We start from the raw sequence: 14,326 nt of genomic DNA on the forward strand, positions 1-14,326 counted from the left end.
GATTATTAATTCATTTTTTATAGAAAAAATTGAATGTCGATTTTGTCGAGCACAGTCTGTCATTCAATCCCGTCAGCGACCAAGGTGATAAGTGATGAAGCTCTCGATCATCATACCGATTCTCAATGAAGCGCAGCAGTTACCGCTGCTTCTCGAGCAATTGTTGCCGTTGCAAAGGCATGGCTGCGAAGTCATCATCGTTGATGGCGGTAGTGTGGATGGTTCTGCTGATATCGCTAAATACGCCGGTTTCACAGTGATACGATCTTCGCGAGGCCGTGCCAGTCAAATGAATGCTGGTGTGGAGTACGCTACCGGCACGGTGTTCTTGTTTTTGCATGCTGATACCCAATTGCCAGATGGTGTGGGAGTGCTGGTTGAGCAGGCACTTGCAGAAGGTAATCATTCTTGGGGACGCTTTGACGTCTGCATCTCAGGGCGGCCTGTTATGTTGCGGATAGTCGCGCATATGATGAATTGGCGTTCGCGCCTGACTGGAATCGCCACTGGTGACCAGGCGATATTTGTGTCGCGCGCGGCATTCGATATGGCGGGGGGCTTCCCAAATCAGCCGTTGATGGAAGATATTGAATTATCCAAAAGTTTGCGCAAGATTTCCCGTCCGGCCTGCATTGCCCGCTGTGTTACCACTTCTGGACGACGTTGGGAGAAGTATGGCGTGTGGCGTACGATTTTTCTGATGTGGTATTTACGCTGGCGATACTGGTGCGGCGTTTCAGCCACCGAATTGGCACGGATTTACCGATGAAATCGGTGCGGATTGTAATTTTTGCCAAGGCGCCACAACCGGGATTTGCCAAGACGCGCCTGATTCCTGCGCTGAGTGTCCAGGGAGCGGCTGACCTCGCACGACGCATGTTCGTGCACACGCTGGAAACAGCGATTGCTGCCGATGTCGGCTCGGTCGAGTTGTGTGTGACCCCATCGGTAAAAGACGCAGTATGGCAAACACTGGCGATACCAGATACGGTGCGTTGGTCGGATCAGGGGAAGGGTGATTTGGGCGAACGGATGGCACGTGCGGCGCAAGGCACTATCGACTCAGGTGAATCGGTTGTACTGATAGGGACTGATTGCCCAGAACTCAGCGTGTATCACATACGGCATGCTGCATCTGTATTGCAACACAGTGATTCCGTATTGTTTCCTACCTTTGATGGCGGCTATGCGTTACTTGGCCTGAACGGATTCAGCCAGTTGCTATTCACGGATATTGCTTGGAGCACGAACACGGTCGCTTTCGAAACACTGTTTCGTTTGAAGCAACTGGGCTGGACGGTACGTACCCATCGGATGTTGCACGATATCGACGAACCTGCTGATTTAAGGTGGCTACCAACAACATGGTTGATGAAGGCCAAGCAGTAACTGGGGGCACCTCACGATTCATGTGCGTCTAATTTATTGATGAAAACCTGCTGATCGCCGTTTTTTAATGAATCGTTATTAACGACGGCTTTTGATTATCGGGAGCAGTGTAAGAAATTGATGTGTCCTTCCGACTATTTACCACGAAGAATGTGATTAGCAGCAGCTTTGAGGTGGCCACTACCTCAGTTTGCGTCGAGCACTTCAGGATCGACGATTGGAGTTGTTAAGCTTTGGGTCCTTCGACCGGATCACAAATCTGAATGCGTTGGAAGTTGAGACGATGTGGCACGGTCTGTTAAATCCAATCAAGGCAGATTGAGTATGTAAAAATCTATGAAAGAAATACATCATGCAAATTAAAAAAATCATCCTGTCAATGCTACTTATTTTCGCTGCAGCATTGGCACATGCACTCGAAATTCAGCCTTACTCGGCTGCTGCATTGGACGTTGCGCAAAAAGCCGATAAGCCAATTGCATTGCATTTCCATGCCGACTGGTGTCCGACTTGTCGTGCGCAAACGGCAGTGTTGCAGGAATTGAAGTCCGAGAAGGGATTAGAGCTAACCGTGTTGGTAGTGAACTATGACAAAGAGAAGGCACTCAAGCGTCGTTTTAAGGTCAATGCGCAATCGACCCTGATTGTATTCAGAGGGCAGAAGGAAGTGGGGAGGCTGGTGGGGGATGCCTCGACGGAAGGCATCCGTACTACACTGAAATCGGCGCTGTGACAGGGAGGCATTGATGTCGATCGCGTTATCCGTTCCGCAACTCGGTTTAAGCTTGTTTGCTGGTAGCCTGACTACCTTATCGCCTTGTGTATTTCCACTGTTGCCATTAGTGCTTGGTGGTGCTTTGCAAGGCAATCGTTTTTCGCCCGTCGCCATGGGGTTGGGTATGGTCGTTTCGTTTTCTGGTATCGGTATGTTACTGGGTTCGCTGGGCCCTGTGCTGGGTATCGATGCTGACAGGGTGCGTACCGGCGGCGCGGTGATGCTTATTGTGTTCGCGCTTGTCATGTTGATTCCGATGCTGGGTACGCGTTTCACACAATGGATGCTTCCCATTGCCAATACAGCCAGTGCTGCCTCCACAAAACTGGATGGCGGCTCTCTGACTGGAGCCTTGTTGCTCGGAGCCGTATTGGGCCTGGTATGGAGTCCGTGCTCTGGTCCCTTGCTGGGTTCCGCATTGACATTGGTAGCCAGCGAAGGTGGCATGCTGCGCGGCGGTGTTGTTCTTGGCATATTCGGTCTCGGTGCCGCCGTGCCACTGGTGGCGGTTGCTTACACTTCCCGCAGCGGCTTTGTGCGCGTGCGTGATTGGGTACTCGCGCGAATTGAGTCTGTACGCTATGGCTTCGCGTTACTGCTCGGTGTAATGGGGATTGCTATCCTGATCGGTGCTGATAAATGGCTTGAAGCTCGGATTTTGAATTGGTTACCAGATGCATGGATTAATCTGACCGTAGGCATCTGACTTCATTGGATGATACATGGTGATTACACAAAAAAAATTGAGCTTAGGTACAAATTGGAAAATATGTACGATTACGCCACTCATCCGGATTGATACGAAGCCCGCAAATTACAACGGGCTGACGGCAAGTTAAACGCAACATCATCCCTTAATCTGTTTTGGGCCGGAGTTAACAGAGCATGTTGGGAAGCCGCTTGTTCAAAAGATAAAACAGTTAAATTTTTGTCGAGCTTGAGTAGAGGTATCGATCAGCAAATCATTTGATAGCCGAATGATGAGCGCACGACAGATCGTTGATCGCAACGCGAAATTTATTCTGTGAGTGTAATGAATACAGTGATGGCAACGACTGATTCATAACTCCATTTTAAAAATCGGGATCTATCATGCATGATATCGTTCAAGACTATTACGGTCGGCAATTGCAACATACCGGCGATCTTAAGACCAGTGCCTGTTGCGACATCAGTGAAATTCCTGCTTGGCTGAAACCCTTGCTTGCACGCATCCATCCGGAGGTACTCTCGCGTTATTACGGTTGCGGTCTGGTTTGTCCACCACTATTGGAGGGATGCCGCGTACTTGATCTCGGTTGCGGCTCGGGGCGCGATGTCTACGCGCTAGCGCAGTTGGTGGGGCCAACTGGTGAGGTGGTCGGTGTCGACATGACCGACGAACAACTTGCTGTCGCGGAGAGGCACAAGGCGTTTCATGCCGATGCATTCGGTTTTTCCAATGTCCGTTTTTTGCATGGCTATATTGAACGTCTGGATGAACTCGGATTGGAGCCGGGCAGCTTTGACGTAATCGTATCTAACTGCGTGGTCAACCTGTCACCCGATAAAGATGCTGTGCTGCGCGGCGTACAACGCTTGCTCAAGGATGGCGGAGAATTTTATTTTTCTGACGTGTATGCCGACAGGCGTGTGCCGGATGCGGTACGTAATGACCCCGTGTTATACGGTGAATGCTTGGGCGGTGCATTGTATTGGAACGATTTTTTACGCTTGGCGCATCGTCAGGGTTTTATCGACCCACGTCTGTTAGAAGATCGACCGCTGGCAATTACTGATCCGGAACTGGTACCGCGTGTCGGGAATGTTCGCTTTTTTTCGGCTACCTATCGGTTGTTCAAACTGAGTACGCTTGAAACTGCCTGTGAAGACTATGGTCAGGCGGTTATTTATCGAGGCAGTATTCCTGCACATCCTGATCGCTTTCCACTCGACAAGCATCATGACATCCAATCCGGGAAGGTGTTTTCAGTATGCGGCAATACCTGGCGCATGTTGCAGGATACGCGCTTCGCTCCACATTTCGATTTCATCGGTGATTTCAATCGTCATTTCGGTATTTTTGAAGGCTGCGGCAGCGGTCTACCTTTTGATAATGAAAACAACATCACAAGCAGCGCCTGCTGCTGAATAGAACAAGGAGAACAAAGATGGAGTTTCTATTGATAGGTATTGCCCTATTTCTGTCTTTCGGCAATGGCGCGAATGACAATTTCAAAGGCTTTGCGACCGTGTGGGGATCGGAAACCTTGAGCTACCGCTCGGCTTTAATGTTGGCAACGGTAGCCACCGTTGCAGGTAGCTTGGCTTCATTATTCCTTGCTGAAAACCTCGTGCAGCAATTTTCCGGCAAGGGTTTGCTGCCCGATGTGATCGTCAGTACACCGCATTTCATCCTGAGCATCGGTATAGGCGCGACGATCACCGTCATCATGGCCACCCGTGTTGGATTGCCGATTTCCACAACCCATGCCTTGATTGGTGGCCTGATCGGTGCAGGATTGGCATCTAACCCCAGCGAAGTGCAATTCGCGAAGCTCTGGAATACCTTTATGTTGCCGCTCTTGTTCAGTCCCATAGCGGCAGCCATGTTAGGTTTCATTGCGTACCGCTTGCTGCGTTTGCAACCTACTACCAACGACTGCGCTTGTGTTCTGCCTGCGGAACTAATCTTGGTGTCAGAGTCAGGCGTCGCCACGCTGCAATTCAGCGCACCACGGCTGGTCATTAACAACGATAAAGCATGCAACATGCAAATGCGGGCTGGTGCTCGCTTTTCCATCACGCATTTGTTGGATCAGCTCCACATTCTTTCAGCCGGCTTGATCTGTTTTGCACGCGGCGTCAACGACACACCAAAACTGGCTGCTCTGCTGATCGCAGCGCATCTGCTCGACGTTCGCGTGTCGATCATGTTGATTGCCATCGTGATGGCGCTGGGCGGCTTGATGTTCGCCAGACACGTCGCCGAAACGATGAGTCAACGCGTAACACGGATGGAACACACGCAAGGTGTGGTCGCAAATCTGATCACTGCCGCACTTGTACTGAGCGCCAGCAAACTGGGCTTGCCTGTCTCTACTACTCACGTATCAGTAGGTTCGATCGCAGGTGTTGGCGCGGGATCCCAATCATTGAATTGGAACACATTACGCAATATCCTGTGGTCATGGGTTGCGACCTTGCCAATGGCCGCAGGCATTGCGTGGATTGCTCTGAAATTAATTTAAATGGCCACGTCATGATTACCAATGCGTGTCACCTGTGTCATCTTATCAATTGACTGGAGGAGTATATGCCTAAAGCCATCTGGAACGGCGTCGTTATTGCGGAAGCATCGGACAGTGCCGTTGAAATCGTCGAAGGAAATGTTTATTTCCCGTTAGTAGCCGTGCATCAGGAATACCTGCAATCAAGCGATAAAGTCACACAATGCCACTGGAAAGGTTCGGCAAGTTATTTCAACATAGTCGTCAACGGCCAAACAAACGGGGATGCCGCATGGACGTACCGCCGACCACTGGATGCGGCCAAACAGATTGCGAACTACATCGCATTCTGGCGTGGCGTCAAGATTGAAAATTGATTGCACTCATCACATCGTTTGCATGATTTTGATCTGCTGCAATGAAAATCGATCCGGGCGACGCGAGCATGTCGTTAGAATCGTGTTTTGCTGACGATTGCTTAACGAAATGAAGGAGCATCGCATGGGTCAATGGCATGGTTGGGATTAGGCATATGGCCCAGGAAGATTGATGAGCTTTGGAATGTTGCTGGTATGAATTGTGCCAACTGGTTTGATTGTTGCGGTTGTGATGTTGGTCGATCGCAGGAACTTAGTGCCAGCGCAATCGGATTGACTGATCAACATTCTGGAGAAAACTTACGCGCGCGGGGAAATCAGTCGCGATGATTTTCTCGCCAAACGCAATGACCTATATGGAAAAAGCGAAACATCGTCATAATCGCAATCAATGGTTTTACCTGAGTGGCCGTGTCTGGGTATACCTCCGGTCGACTCATCAACAAACGATGAGTGGCACGATGACCAATTGCGCCAATGGTGCAAATCCTGCATCGATCCTGGGCAGTAACGGCATTCATTTCGAATACGACCAATTTCCTTGATACAGGTTGACGCGCTTGCTAAACAGAGTGTAGATGACTGTAATAACAACTCATATTATGCCGACTTTTGTTCTATTTCAGTTGGTCGGTTTGCCTGATGGTAAGGAAAAAATCAATGCGATCGTTCCGATCATCATGTCGCCCACAGTGTAGTGCACGACCACAAAAGCGATCGACTCCCAGTCGTACTTCCATTCACAGTGTATAAAGTAGTCACTGGACAAATATCTGCTAAATATGAATCGACCAGGCTTCCGGGTATGCGTACCAGTTCATGATGATCTTATGCCGCTAGTGCAGGAATGATGATGAAGTAGGCATTGAGCATATAGAGGCCGGATGCGACCAGCAAAATCCCGCCGATAATTTCAAATATCGCGTGAAATTTTCTCATTCCGGACAGGCTTTCCAGCCAACCGACGGCAATTGCGCCAAGCAAGATCGGAATCGCGCGGCCCAAAGCGAAGGCCAGCAGCAGTGCTACGCCGAAAACGGGTGAGCCGATGCCGGCTGCGATACCGAGCAATACTAGCAACGCCGGTGTGCAAAACGGGCAGATCGCTACAGAGAATGGGACGCCCAATGCTAAGGCACCCCATGCTCCTGTAACTGGTTTAGCTCGTAACTTCAACGCCGGTAGTGGAAGATGCAACCATCCCGGCCAAATCAGACCCAGTCCAATCAGGAGCGGGCCAAGTACTACGCCCCATGTACGACCAAGCAAGTGTTGCACCCAGCCGCCGCCTAGACTGGCTGCCACACCCAAAGCGACGTGGGTCAAGATCATGCTAAGGACAAAGAGACCTCCATAGAGAGTCGCTTGGCGTGGACTGTGCGATTTCGTCACGTAGGCGAGCGAAACTGGTATAGCAGCTAATGCGACCGGATTGAAGCTGAATACAAAGCCTGTCACGAATCCGACCCACAATGCCCCGAAGCTGGCGTGAGCCACCGTCTGACGCAGTGCTTCGGCATCCATCAGCAAGACTCCAGATTGGTTAGCATGATACGGAATTGCTCAGGGGTAGGCAGCGATGAAAACTTCAATTCGCCATTTACAGCAATGGCAGGCATGCTCAGTACGCCGAGCGAGAGCGCGTAATCGAATTCTTTAAGCACGTTGACCTCGCGCCAAACGACCTCGTTGTTACCGAACACGGCGGTTGCAATGGCACGGAGCTGCTGTTGCGCGGCTACGCATTTGCCGCATCCCGGCGCGGCAATGAGTTCAATTTTGATGCTCATCGGGCCGCCTCGGCGAGACTGTTTTCTAGCGCCGCCAGGATGGGGCATTCATCGGTCGCGGTCTCGCCGCCGGTGCAGCGCTCGATTAGTTCATCGATTGCGTGTGACATAGTTTGTAGGACCTGGAGCTTGTGTGCTATACGCAGCTTTTTTTCGATAGCTACGCTGCGCACGTCCTCGCAGCAGGCACTATCGGTCTGCTTCAACGTTAGAAGCTCGTGAATGTCTGACAGCGTGAACCCGCAGTGCTGTGCCGTTTTGATAAAGCGAATGCGGCGCACGGCTTCATCGTCATATAGACGGTAGCCTGCATCGGTTTTCGATGCAGGCTTGATCAGATTTTCTTTTTCGTAGTAGCGCAGCGTATCGGGACTAACTCCCGCCAGTACGGCTACCTTACCAATAGTATACATGGCATCCTCCAAATCGTAAGTATCAGAATAAACCTTAGAGTAGGCACCATGGTCAAGCGTTTCTTGAAATCCACTTCTCGATTCGGTTATTGGCGAAATCAACCACAAATATCGTCCCGTTGCCTGCTACGGCAATGGTGATGGCATGATCAAACTGCCCTGGTCCGCTGCCTTTGCCACCGAAGTTTGTCAGGAAGGTTCCGTCGGCCCTGAATTTCTGAAATCGATGATTATAGAAATCAGCAGCGAAGATATCGCCTTGTGGCCCGACGGCGATGCCGGTGACGACTTTGAACCAGCCATTGAATGAACCGGGAATGCCCATGGCGAAAGGGCCACCCCATTTCTTGATCGGCTTTCCCTCAGTATCGAAAACCTGGACGCGATTGGCGTAGCCGTCCGCGACGTAGAGCGCGCCATTTTTATCGAGCGCGACATCAGTCGGATAGATAAATGCACCAGCGGTGTGTCCCTTTTCACCGGTGATACCCCATTGACGCACAAAAACACCATTTGCTTTAAGCTGTTCCACGCGGTGATTGTAGAAGTCTGGGACATACAAGTCGCCGTTGGGTGCCACCGCTACACCACCTGGTCCATTAAACTCGCCTGGACCACTACCTGATTTTCCAATGATCCGCTTCGGAGCGCCATCGAGCCCGAATACCTGAATCCGGTCGTTGAAGTACTCGGCGACGTAAAGCTCGCCGTTGTGGATTGTGAGATTCATGGGGCGGCCGAGCTGACCGACACCTTTGCCTGGCGTTCCGAACTGACGTTTGAAATGGCCGTCGAGGTCGAAGACCTGGATACGGCTGTTGCGCGAGTCGGAAACAAACACTTCGTCGCCGGAGACAGCGATCCCGGTCGGATCATTCAATTGTCCTGGCGCGCTGCCTTTCTCGCCCCACGCAGCCACAAAGGTGTAAGGTGGCTCCTTGGCCGACGGTACGAAGGCCAGCCAACTAACAGTGAGTAGTGCTATCAGTGCGATTACGATATTTTTAGCCCACTTGGCTATTGCTTGAAGTTGCATAGTTTGGCCTCAGAAGTTAATTCGGAAGCCAGTGGTAAAAACGTAATCGTTCTTCAGTGTCGTACCGTGAAGATGCTGGCTGACGGGTATCTGAACGCCGGCCTCGACGATCCATTTCTGGCTGACATATTGCAATCCGGGCGTTATGAACAGGGTGGTCCCCCCCGAATTCGGATCCTCAGCTCCACCGCTGCGATCCTTTGCGGAATGCACGAGATTGGCCTCGAGCACACCATAGAGAAAAGCGGGAACGCCAGCGCCCAGGTTATGTGGCCATATCCGGTACTGAAGTGAGGAGTCAAGGCTAGCAACATTACCAGCCTGAAAACCGTTGGCTTCCCGGCTGGCCTTGTAGTTCACCTGACTGTCGATCTGAAAATCCAGCTTCTGATAGGTGAGCACAATGCCACCGAGCACATCCCATGAGCCGGAGCCGGGCTGGAGGGGAGGCGGCAGGCGTCCCATGCCGTCGTGGGCATGATCTTCCCCGGTGGGCGCCTTGATGCCCAGGAAAGGCGCAACGCGCAATGTTTGCCCGGGAGCGTTGTATTCGTAGGCGGTGTAACGACCCAGTAAGGTCAGATCGCCAAAACCACTCTGGCTTCGCGAAATGTCCTGCCCCCCCATTCGCACGTCGAGCCGTTTGTCGAAGTAAGGCAGCATGCCGAACAGTGCGAAATCCCGGGTTACGCCATAGCCCAGCACCGACACCAAGCCTATTGCTTCCATGTTGCGCCCAACTGACGTCGAGTCGTCGACGTTCTTCATGAAGACGAACTGTTCGCGTAGCAGGTAGCCGCCCTCGTGCACCGGCAGCGCCGTGTTGAAGGTGATCGGCGCGCTCCATGCGGTTCCAGCCGCTAGACAAAAGGTCGCGAACCCTGTCTTCAGCACGGCCTTCATTTCGTCTGTGCCGCTGGGGCGGATTGAACCGGTTCGAGTCTGCGCAGGCTGAAACCGGCAGCTTTTATCGCCTGTTTGGCTGTGGTCTCACTAAGTGGTGTGCCGTCCTTCATAGTGACGGTCACGATGCCTTCCTTGATGTTGGTTTCGAGGCTCTGGACGCCATCTACCTCACCAAGTTTCTTTTCCAGGCCATAGGCACAAAACGGACAGGACAGGCCGTCTACGTGTAACCGGTACAAGGGTGGTGCAGCCAGTACGCCGGTTGCCATCAGTGCGAGGGCCATTGTGAGAAACATACGCTGTGTTAATGTTCTGAAATTCATAGCATTTCCTGTCATTTAAAGTCAATAGGTATATAAATGAGAATGATAGACCTTGAAGTAAGTGCCAAGGTCAAGTGCTTATTCAAAGAAATTGCTGGTGCGCGGCATCCAGGGAGCGGCGGGAGCCCCTCCCTGGGCCATGCTGCCTAGGCTTGACCGAGGCCTGCAGCGCGAAGCGCCTGCTTCTCGATACCTACATTCGAACAACACGATGCCAACTGTCCATTGATGGCGACAGCCGGCACCGAGTACACACCCATATCACGCGCGCGTTTCGCGATATTGATGTCGTTCATGTCGAGGATCGAAATTTCGCACGAACTGCATGCGAGGCGATTGACTAGTTCGATGGCGGTCTGGCAGGCGGGACAGCCTGCGCTAAACACTTCGACTTTACGTTTGGTAGTCATGATATTTCTCCAAGTTAATGAGATAACGGTGCGCGAGGGCAAGCGACCATAAGAAGCCTATCTATCCCGCGTATCATTACGATAGACCTTGGTCGCCACTCCAAAGTCAAGCGTTAATTGGGACTGCGTGACTTCGCTGCAGCGAAGTAACCAAATTTCAAGTATGGCTCGGTTTGGTTTCTGCCTTACCACTGCAATGACCGGGTTAGCCTATCGGCTCGTTGATCGCCTTGTTGCCATCGGAAAATTGCTATCTTGATCCTGCTTCAGCCTTGGCACGTGCCTGAAAGCGTACATAGCAATCAAGTCCGCAGAAATGCTCGACGTATTCGGTCCCTTCCGGGGTGAAGGCAGCATCGAGAGGAATTTCTTTGCAGCACACGCAGCAACTGGTGATCGGTTCATCGACGTTCATGGCGGTTTTCGTCCATTGCTTGACGAAGGCGACGAATGCCGTCACCGGCATTGGTTTGGCGAACAGGAAACCTTGTCCTGAGTCGCAGTCTACCTGTCGCAACAGATCAAGACTCGCCGATGTTTCCGCGCCCTCGGCCACTACTTCCATGCCCAGCACATGCGCAAGCTGAATTACGTTGTGTACGATGGTCTGGCCGCGGTGGTCATTGGCGAGTCCGGCGATGAACGACTGGTCGATCTTGAGCGTGGTAATGGGGCAGCATTTCAGGTGTTGCAGGCAAGAATAGCCGATGCCGAAGTCGTCGGCGACGAAGCGTACACCGATCCGACGCAAGGCTTCCAGGGCGGGGAAGATCGTCGGATCGCCGAACGCGACCGATTCAGTCAGATCAATTTCAAGATGCTCAGCGGCCAACGCTTCGTGCCGACGTTCGACTAACTGGCGCAGCACGCCAAGCTGCGCGACCGCCTGATCTCCGTCCGCCGCACCCAGCGCCCGGCACAGCCGCGCCAGCGCATCCAGGCCGATACCCGCCTCGAAGGCGGCCCACACAAAGCACAGCCGTTGAAAGGCGGCGTCATCAAACAGGCCGTAGCCGCCCATGGTGCAAGCAACCGGTCGCAGCAATCCACGCAGCTGGTAGTCGCGCACGATATATACGCTCACCCCGGCCAGGACATTGTGTAAGCGTTCATCGAACACCTCCTTTTCTTCATCCCGCGCAACAGGAAAGCTGTTTCACATCCTTGCTGAAGGTTTGCGCCGCGAGCTTCAATCCCTCGACCATCGTCAGGTAGGGGAACAACTGGTCGGCCAGTTCCTGCACCGTCATGCGGTTGCGTATGGCAAGTACCGCCGTCTGGATTAGTTCGCCGGCTTCCGGAGCCACCGCCTGTACGCCGATGAGCTGTCCGCTACCTTCTTCGATGACCAGCTTGATAAAGCCGCGCGTGTCGAAGTTGGCAAGCGCGCGCGGCACGTTGTCGAGTGTCAGCGTACGGCTGTCGGTCTCGATGTTTTGTGCATGTGCTTCGGCCTCGGTCAGGCCCACCGTAGCAACTTGCGGATCGGTGAACACCACCGCTGGCATTGCGCTCAGATTGAGGGCAGCATCCCCGCCTGTCATATTGATCGCCGCACGGGTGCCGGCGGCCGCTGCGACATAAACGAATTGCGGCTGGTCAGTACAGTCGCCGGCAGCATAAATGTGCGGCGTACTGGTGCGCATGCCTTTGTCGATGACGATGGCTCCCTGCGCGTTGACGGCTACCCCCGCCACTTCCAATGCCAAGCTGCGCGTGTTCGGTGTCCGGCCGGTTGCGATTAGTAGCTTGTCGACGCGTATTTCACCATACCCCGTGGTCAGAACAAATTCTCCTTCCATATGGGCGACTTGGCTGGCTTGCGTGTGTTCGAGTACCTTGATCCCTTCGGCACGGAAAGCAGCCGTGACGGCTTCGCCGATGGCCGGGTCTTCGCGGAAGAACAACGTGCTGCGTGCCAGGATCGTAACCTGGCTGCCGAGCCGGGCAAAGGCTTGAGCCAGTTCCAACGCCACCACCGATGAGCCGATCACGGCCAGGCGTTCGGGAATGGTGTCGCTGACCAGGGCTTCGGTCGAAGTCCAGTAGGGTGACTCTTTCAAGCCCGTAATCGGCGGCACGGCCGGGCTGGTCCCCGTGGCGATCAGGCAGCGGTCGAACCTCACTTCACGCTCGCCGCCATCGTTTAAACGCACGACAAGGCGGTTGCCGTCCTTAAAGTGAGCCTCGCCGTGCAGCACCGTGATGGCCGGATTGCCGTCCAGGATGTCCTCGTACTTGGCGTGGCGCAGTTCCTCGACGCGCGCCTGCTGCTGGGCCAGCAGCTTGCTGCGCTGGATCACTGGCGCGGTCGCCGCCATGCCATCGTCGAACGGGCTTTCACGGCGCAGATGGGCGATATGGGCAGCGCGGATCATGATCTTGGACGGCACGCAGCCGATATTGACGCAGGTGCCACCGATGGTGCCGCGTTCGATCAGCGTGACCGTCGCGCCTTGCTCGACGGCCTTCAGCGCCGCCGCCATTGCGGCTCCGCCGCTACCGATGATGGCGATGTGCAGGCCGCTGCCGCTTTTTTCAGATGCGGCAATTTTTCCGGAGTCGCGTTTGTTGTCACCTTCCTCGAAAGCGCCTCGGTAGCCCAGCGCTGCGATAGCGGCAAGCATCTGGTCGCGACTGGCGCCAGCGTCTGCCAGTACCTGTGCTCGGCTCTCGGGATAGGAAACCGACGCCTTGTTTACGCCGGGAATTTTTTCCAGCGCATCTTTGACGTGTGTGGAGCAGGACGAGCAGGTCATGCCGTCTACGGTTATTTCAATCATTTTTTTCCTCTGATTCCAGTTGGTGGGCAGCAAGCGTCAGCCTTTTGTTTGCGCCATACAGCGTAAATGGTCAATCCGATGAACGCTATAAGCGCGGGCAGCAGCACATAGTCGAGATAGCCGGTTAGGGCGGACAAGCCGACCACCCCGAGCAGAATCACCAGTACCGGGGTGAAACAGCATAGCACCACCAGCACTGCGCCAATCACGCCGGCGCGCATCAGTGTTTTCGGGTTTTGCATGATCAGTTCTTGAGTGTGGATGGATAGCCGGCGTTGCCGGTTGCCTTCATCAGTGCCTGGACGCTGGTCTTGGCGTCGTTAAAGGTCACCTTGGCTTCACGCTTGTCAAAAATCACGTCGGCCTTGCTCACGCCGTCGACCTTGGAGAGCGCCGCCTTGACCGTGAACGGACAGGCGGCACAGGTCATGCCCGGCACTGACAGGGTAACGGTCTTCGTGGCCGCCCAGGCTGGTGCGGCGATGAGTGTGGCAAATGCGAACAACGCTAACAGTTTTTTCATGATGAGCTCCGGGTTAATAGAACAAGGGAAGGAGGTAGGGAAAGGCGAGCGCGACCAATACCAGCGCGGAGACGACCCAGAAAATGAGCTTGTAGGTGCTGCGCACCTGCGGGATCGCGCACACCTCACCTGGCGTGCAGGCTTGCGCCGGCCGGAAGATGCGCCGGTAGGCAAATAACAGTGCCACCAGCGCCGCGCCGATAAAGATTGGGCGATACTGCTCCAACACCGTTAGGTTGCCGATCCAGGCGCCGCTAAAACCCAAAGTGACCAAGATCAGCGGCCCAAGGCAGCAGGTGGAGGCTAAGATGGCGGCCAGCCCTCCGGCGACGAGAGTCCCGCGTCCATTTTGCGGTTCAGACATATTTTTCTCCTTTCGATTATTGAGTGGA

At 53.6% G+C, this 14,326-nt stretch carries 19 protein-coding genes and 1 pseudogene; 7 read left to right on the forward strand and 13 right to left on the reverse strand.

The window, feature by feature from the left end; translation table 11 throughout:
- The first annotated feature begins 94 nt into the window (after positions 1–94).
- From H8K27_RS02890 to H8K27_RS02920, 7 genes are all read left to right on the forward strand, one after another.
- Positions 95–769, forward strand: a complete 675-nt coding sequence (locus H8K27_RS02890) for a TIGR04283 family arsenosugar biosynthesis glycosyltransferase (RefSeq protein WP_186861688.1) — start codon at positions 95–97, stop codon at positions 767–769.
- Positions 682–1,389, forward strand: coding sequence for a TIGR04282 family arsenosugar biosynthesis glycosyltransferase (locus H8K27_RS02895; protein WP_329604332.1), 708 nt, complete (start codon positions 682–684; stop codon positions 1,387–1,389). The genes H8K27_RS02890 and H8K27_RS02895 overlap by 88 nt, the downstream gene beginning before the upstream one ends.
- Before the next feature lie 352 nt (positions 1,390–1,741).
- Positions 1,742–2,122 (forward strand): thioredoxin family protein, encoded by a 381-nt coding sequence (locus tag H8K27_RS02900; protein WP_186861689.1) that lies wholly within the window; start codon positions 1,742–1,744, stop codon positions 2,120–2,122.
- A gap of 13 nt (positions 2,123–2,135) precedes the next feature.
- Complete coding sequence (locus tag H8K27_RS02905; protein WP_186861690.1) at positions 2,136–2,870, forward strand: cytochrome c biogenesis CcdA family protein; 735 nt, start codon at positions 2,136–2,138, stop codon at positions 2,868–2,870.
- Positions 2,871–3,256: 386 nt separating this feature from the next.
- A complete protein-coding gene (locus H8K27_RS02910; protein WP_186861691.1) occupies positions 3,257–4,294 on the forward strand; it encodes a methyltransferase domain-containing protein in 1,038 nt (345 codons plus the stop codon).
- Positions 4,295–4,314: 20 nt separating this feature from the next.
- The gene (locus H8K27_RS02915; protein WP_186861692.1) at positions 4,315–5,394 is read left to right on the forward strand and encodes an inorganic phosphate transporter; all 1,080 of its coding nucleotides are present in this window, start codon (positions 4,315–4,317) and stop codon (positions 5,392–5,394) included.
- Between the two features lie 65 nt (positions 5,395–5,459).
- Positions 5,460–5,750: a DUF427 domain-containing protein gene (locus tag H8K27_RS02920; RefSeq protein ID WP_186861693.1), complete on the forward strand. Its 291-nt coding sequence runs from the start codon at positions 5,460–5,462 to the stop codon at positions 5,748–5,750.
- Between the two features lie 828 nt (positions 5,751–6,578).
- Here H8K27_RS02920 and H8K27_RS02925 read toward each other — a convergent pair.
- The 13 genes and pseudogenes from H8K27_RS02925 to merT form a co-directional block, all read right to left on the reverse strand.
- Positions 6,579–7,274, reverse strand: a complete 696-nt coding sequence (locus tag H8K27_RS02925; RefSeq protein ID WP_186861694.1) for a cytochrome c biogenesis CcdA family protein — start codon at positions 7,272–7,274, stop codon at positions 6,579–6,581.
- The gene (locus H8K27_RS02930) at positions 7,274–7,540 is read right to left on the reverse strand and encodes a thioredoxin family protein (RefSeq protein WP_186861695.1); all 267 of its coding nucleotides are present in this window, start codon (positions 7,538–7,540) and stop codon (positions 7,274–7,276) included. Before H8K27_RS02930 ends, H8K27_RS02925 begins: the two co-directional genes overlap by 1 nt.
- Positions 7,537–7,953: a heavy metal-responsive transcriptional regulator gene (locus tag H8K27_RS02935; protein WP_186861696.1), complete on the reverse strand. Its 417-nt coding sequence runs from the start codon at positions 7,951–7,953 to the stop codon at positions 7,537–7,539. Before H8K27_RS02935 ends, H8K27_RS02930 begins: the two co-directional genes overlap by 4 nt.
- 52 nt (positions 7,954–8,005) lie before the next feature.
- Positions 8,006–8,989, reverse strand: coding sequence for an NHL repeat-containing protein (locus H8K27_RS02940; RefSeq protein WP_186861697.1), 984 nt, complete (start codon positions 8,987–8,989; stop codon positions 8,006–8,008).
- 9 nt (positions 8,990–8,998) lie between these two features.
- Complete coding sequence (locus H8K27_RS02945; RefSeq protein ID WP_186861698.1) at positions 8,999–9,892, reverse strand: transporter; 894 nt, start codon at positions 9,890–9,892, stop codon at positions 8,999–9,001.
- Positions 9,889–10,218, reverse strand: coding sequence for a heavy-metal-associated domain-containing protein (locus H8K27_RS02950; RefSeq protein ID WP_222610569.1), 330 nt, complete (start codon positions 10,216–10,218; stop codon positions 9,889–9,891). The genes H8K27_RS02945 and H8K27_RS02950 overlap by 4 nt, the downstream gene beginning before the upstream one ends.
- A 146-nt stretch (positions 10,219–10,364) precedes the next feature.
- Positions 10,365–10,628 (reverse strand): thioredoxin family protein, encoded by a 264-nt coding sequence (locus H8K27_RS02955; protein WP_186861699.1) that lies wholly within the window; start codon positions 10,626–10,628, stop codon positions 10,365–10,367.
- Between the two features lie 250 nt (positions 10,629–10,878).
- Positions 10,879–11,094 carry a DUF3330 domain-containing protein gene (locus H8K27_RS16440; RefSeq protein ID WP_329604338.1) on the reverse strand — a complete coding sequence of 72 codons (216 nt, stop codon included), beginning with the start codon at positions 11,092–11,094 and terminating at the stop codon, positions 10,879–10,881.
- Positions 11,095–11,106: 12 nt separating this feature from the next.
- Positions 11,107–11,748: pseudogene (gene merD / locus H8K27_RS02960) on the reverse strand (mercuric resistance transcriptional repressor MerD); the annotation flags it as partial.
- Between the two features lie 10 nt (positions 11,749–11,758).
- Positions 11,759–13,411 carry a mercury(II) reductase gene (gene merA, locus H8K27_RS02970; protein ID WP_186861700.1) on the reverse strand — a complete coding sequence of 551 codons (1,653 nt, stop codon included), beginning with the start codon at positions 13,409–13,411 and terminating at the stop codon, positions 11,759–11,761.
- On the reverse strand, positions 13,408–13,653 hold the full coding sequence (gene merF, locus H8K27_RS02975; protein ID WP_186861701.1) for a mercury resistance system transport protein MerF: 246 nt from the start codon (positions 13,651–13,653) through the stop codon (positions 13,408–13,410). The genes merA and merF overlap by 4 nt, the downstream gene beginning before the upstream one ends.
- 2 nt (positions 13,654–13,655) lie before the next feature.
- Entirely contained in the window at positions 13,656–13,934 is a 279-nt protein-coding gene (gene merP, locus H8K27_RS02980) for a mercury resistance system periplasmic binding protein MerP (protein ID WP_186861702.1), read from the reverse strand.
- A gap of 13 nt (positions 13,935–13,947) precedes the next feature.
- A complete protein-coding gene (merT, locus tag H8K27_RS02985; RefSeq protein ID WP_186861703.1) occupies positions 13,948–14,298 on the reverse strand; it encodes a mercuric ion transporter MerT in 351 nt (116 codons plus the stop codon).
- Positions 14,299–14,326: the final 28 nt, after the last annotated feature.

The sequence above is a fragment of the Cognatundibacterium griseum genome (assembly GCF_014284195.1).
Classification (GTDB): Bacteria; Pseudomonadota; Gammaproteobacteria; order Burkholderiales; family Burkholderiaceae_D; genus Undibacterium; species Undibacterium griseum.

Excerpts from the sequence above, each read along its gene's own strand:
- H8K27_RS02890 (WP_186861688.1), top strand. The coding sequence starts at position 95 with ATGAAGCTCTCGATCATCATACCGATTCTCAATGAAGCGCAGCAGTTA.
- H8K27_RS02900 (WP_186861689.1), top strand. The coding sequence starts at position 1,742 with ATGCAAATTAAAAAAATCATCCTGTCAATGCTACTTATTTTCGCTGCA.
- H8K27_RS02905 (WP_186861690.1), top strand. The coding sequence starts at position 2,136 with ATGTCGATCGCGTTATCCGTTCCGCAACTCGGTTTAAGCTTGTTTGCT.
- H8K27_RS02910 (WP_186861691.1), top strand. The coding sequence starts at position 3,257 with ATGCATGATATCGTTCAAGACTATTACGGTCGGCAATTGCAACATACC.
- H8K27_RS02915 (WP_186861692.1), top strand. The coding sequence starts at position 4,315 with ATGGAGTTTCTATTGATAGGTATTGCCCTATTTCTGTCTTTCGGCAAT.
- H8K27_RS02920 (WP_186861693.1), top strand. The coding sequence starts at position 5,460 with ATGCCTAAAGCCATCTGGAACGGCGTCGTTATTGCGGAAGCATCGGAC.
- H8K27_RS02925 (WP_186861694.1), bottom strand. The coding sequence starts at position 7,274 with ATGGATGCCGAAGCACTGCGTCAGACGGTGGCTCACGCCAGCTTCGGG.
- H8K27_RS02930 (WP_186861695.1), bottom strand. The coding sequence starts at position 7,540 with ATGAGCATCAAAATTGAACTCATTGCCGCGCCGGGATGCGGCAAATGC.
- H8K27_RS02935 (WP_186861696.1), bottom strand. The coding sequence starts at position 7,953 with ATGTATACTATTGGTAAGGTAGCCGTACTGGCGGGAGTTAGTCCCGAT.
- H8K27_RS02940 (WP_186861697.1), bottom strand. The coding sequence starts at position 8,989 with ATGCAACTTCAAGCAATAGCCAAGTGGGCTAAAAATATCGTAATCGCA.
- H8K27_RS02945 (WP_186861698.1), bottom strand. The coding sequence starts at position 9,892 with ATGAAGGCCGTGCTGAAGACAGGGTTCGCGACCTTTTGTCTAGCGGCT.
- H8K27_RS02950 (WP_222610569.1), bottom strand. The coding sequence starts at position 10,218 with ATGAATTTCAGAACATTAACACAGCGTATGTTTCTCACAATGGCCCTC.
- H8K27_RS02955 (WP_186861699.1), bottom strand. The coding sequence starts at position 10,628 with ATGACTACCAAACGTAAAGTCGAAGTGTTTAGCGCAGGCTGTCCCGCC.
- H8K27_RS16440 (WP_329604338.1), bottom strand. The coding sequence starts at position 11,094 with ATGCCGGTGACGGCATTCGTCGCCTTCGTCAAGCAATGGACGAAAACC.
- merA (WP_186861700.1), bottom strand. The coding sequence starts at position 13,411 with ATGATTGAAATAACCGTAGACGGCATGACCTGCTCGTCCTGCTCCACA.
- merF (WP_186861701.1), bottom strand. The coding sequence starts at position 13,653 with ATGCAAAACCCGAAAACACTGATGCGCGCCGGCGTGATTGGCGCAGTG.
- merP (WP_186861702.1), bottom strand. The coding sequence starts at position 13,934 with ATGAAAAAACTGTTAGCGTTGTTCGCATTTGCCACACTCATCGCCGCA.
- merT (WP_186861703.1), bottom strand. The coding sequence starts at position 14,298 with ATGTCTGAACCGCAAAATGGACGCGGGACTCTCGTCGCCGGAGGGCTG.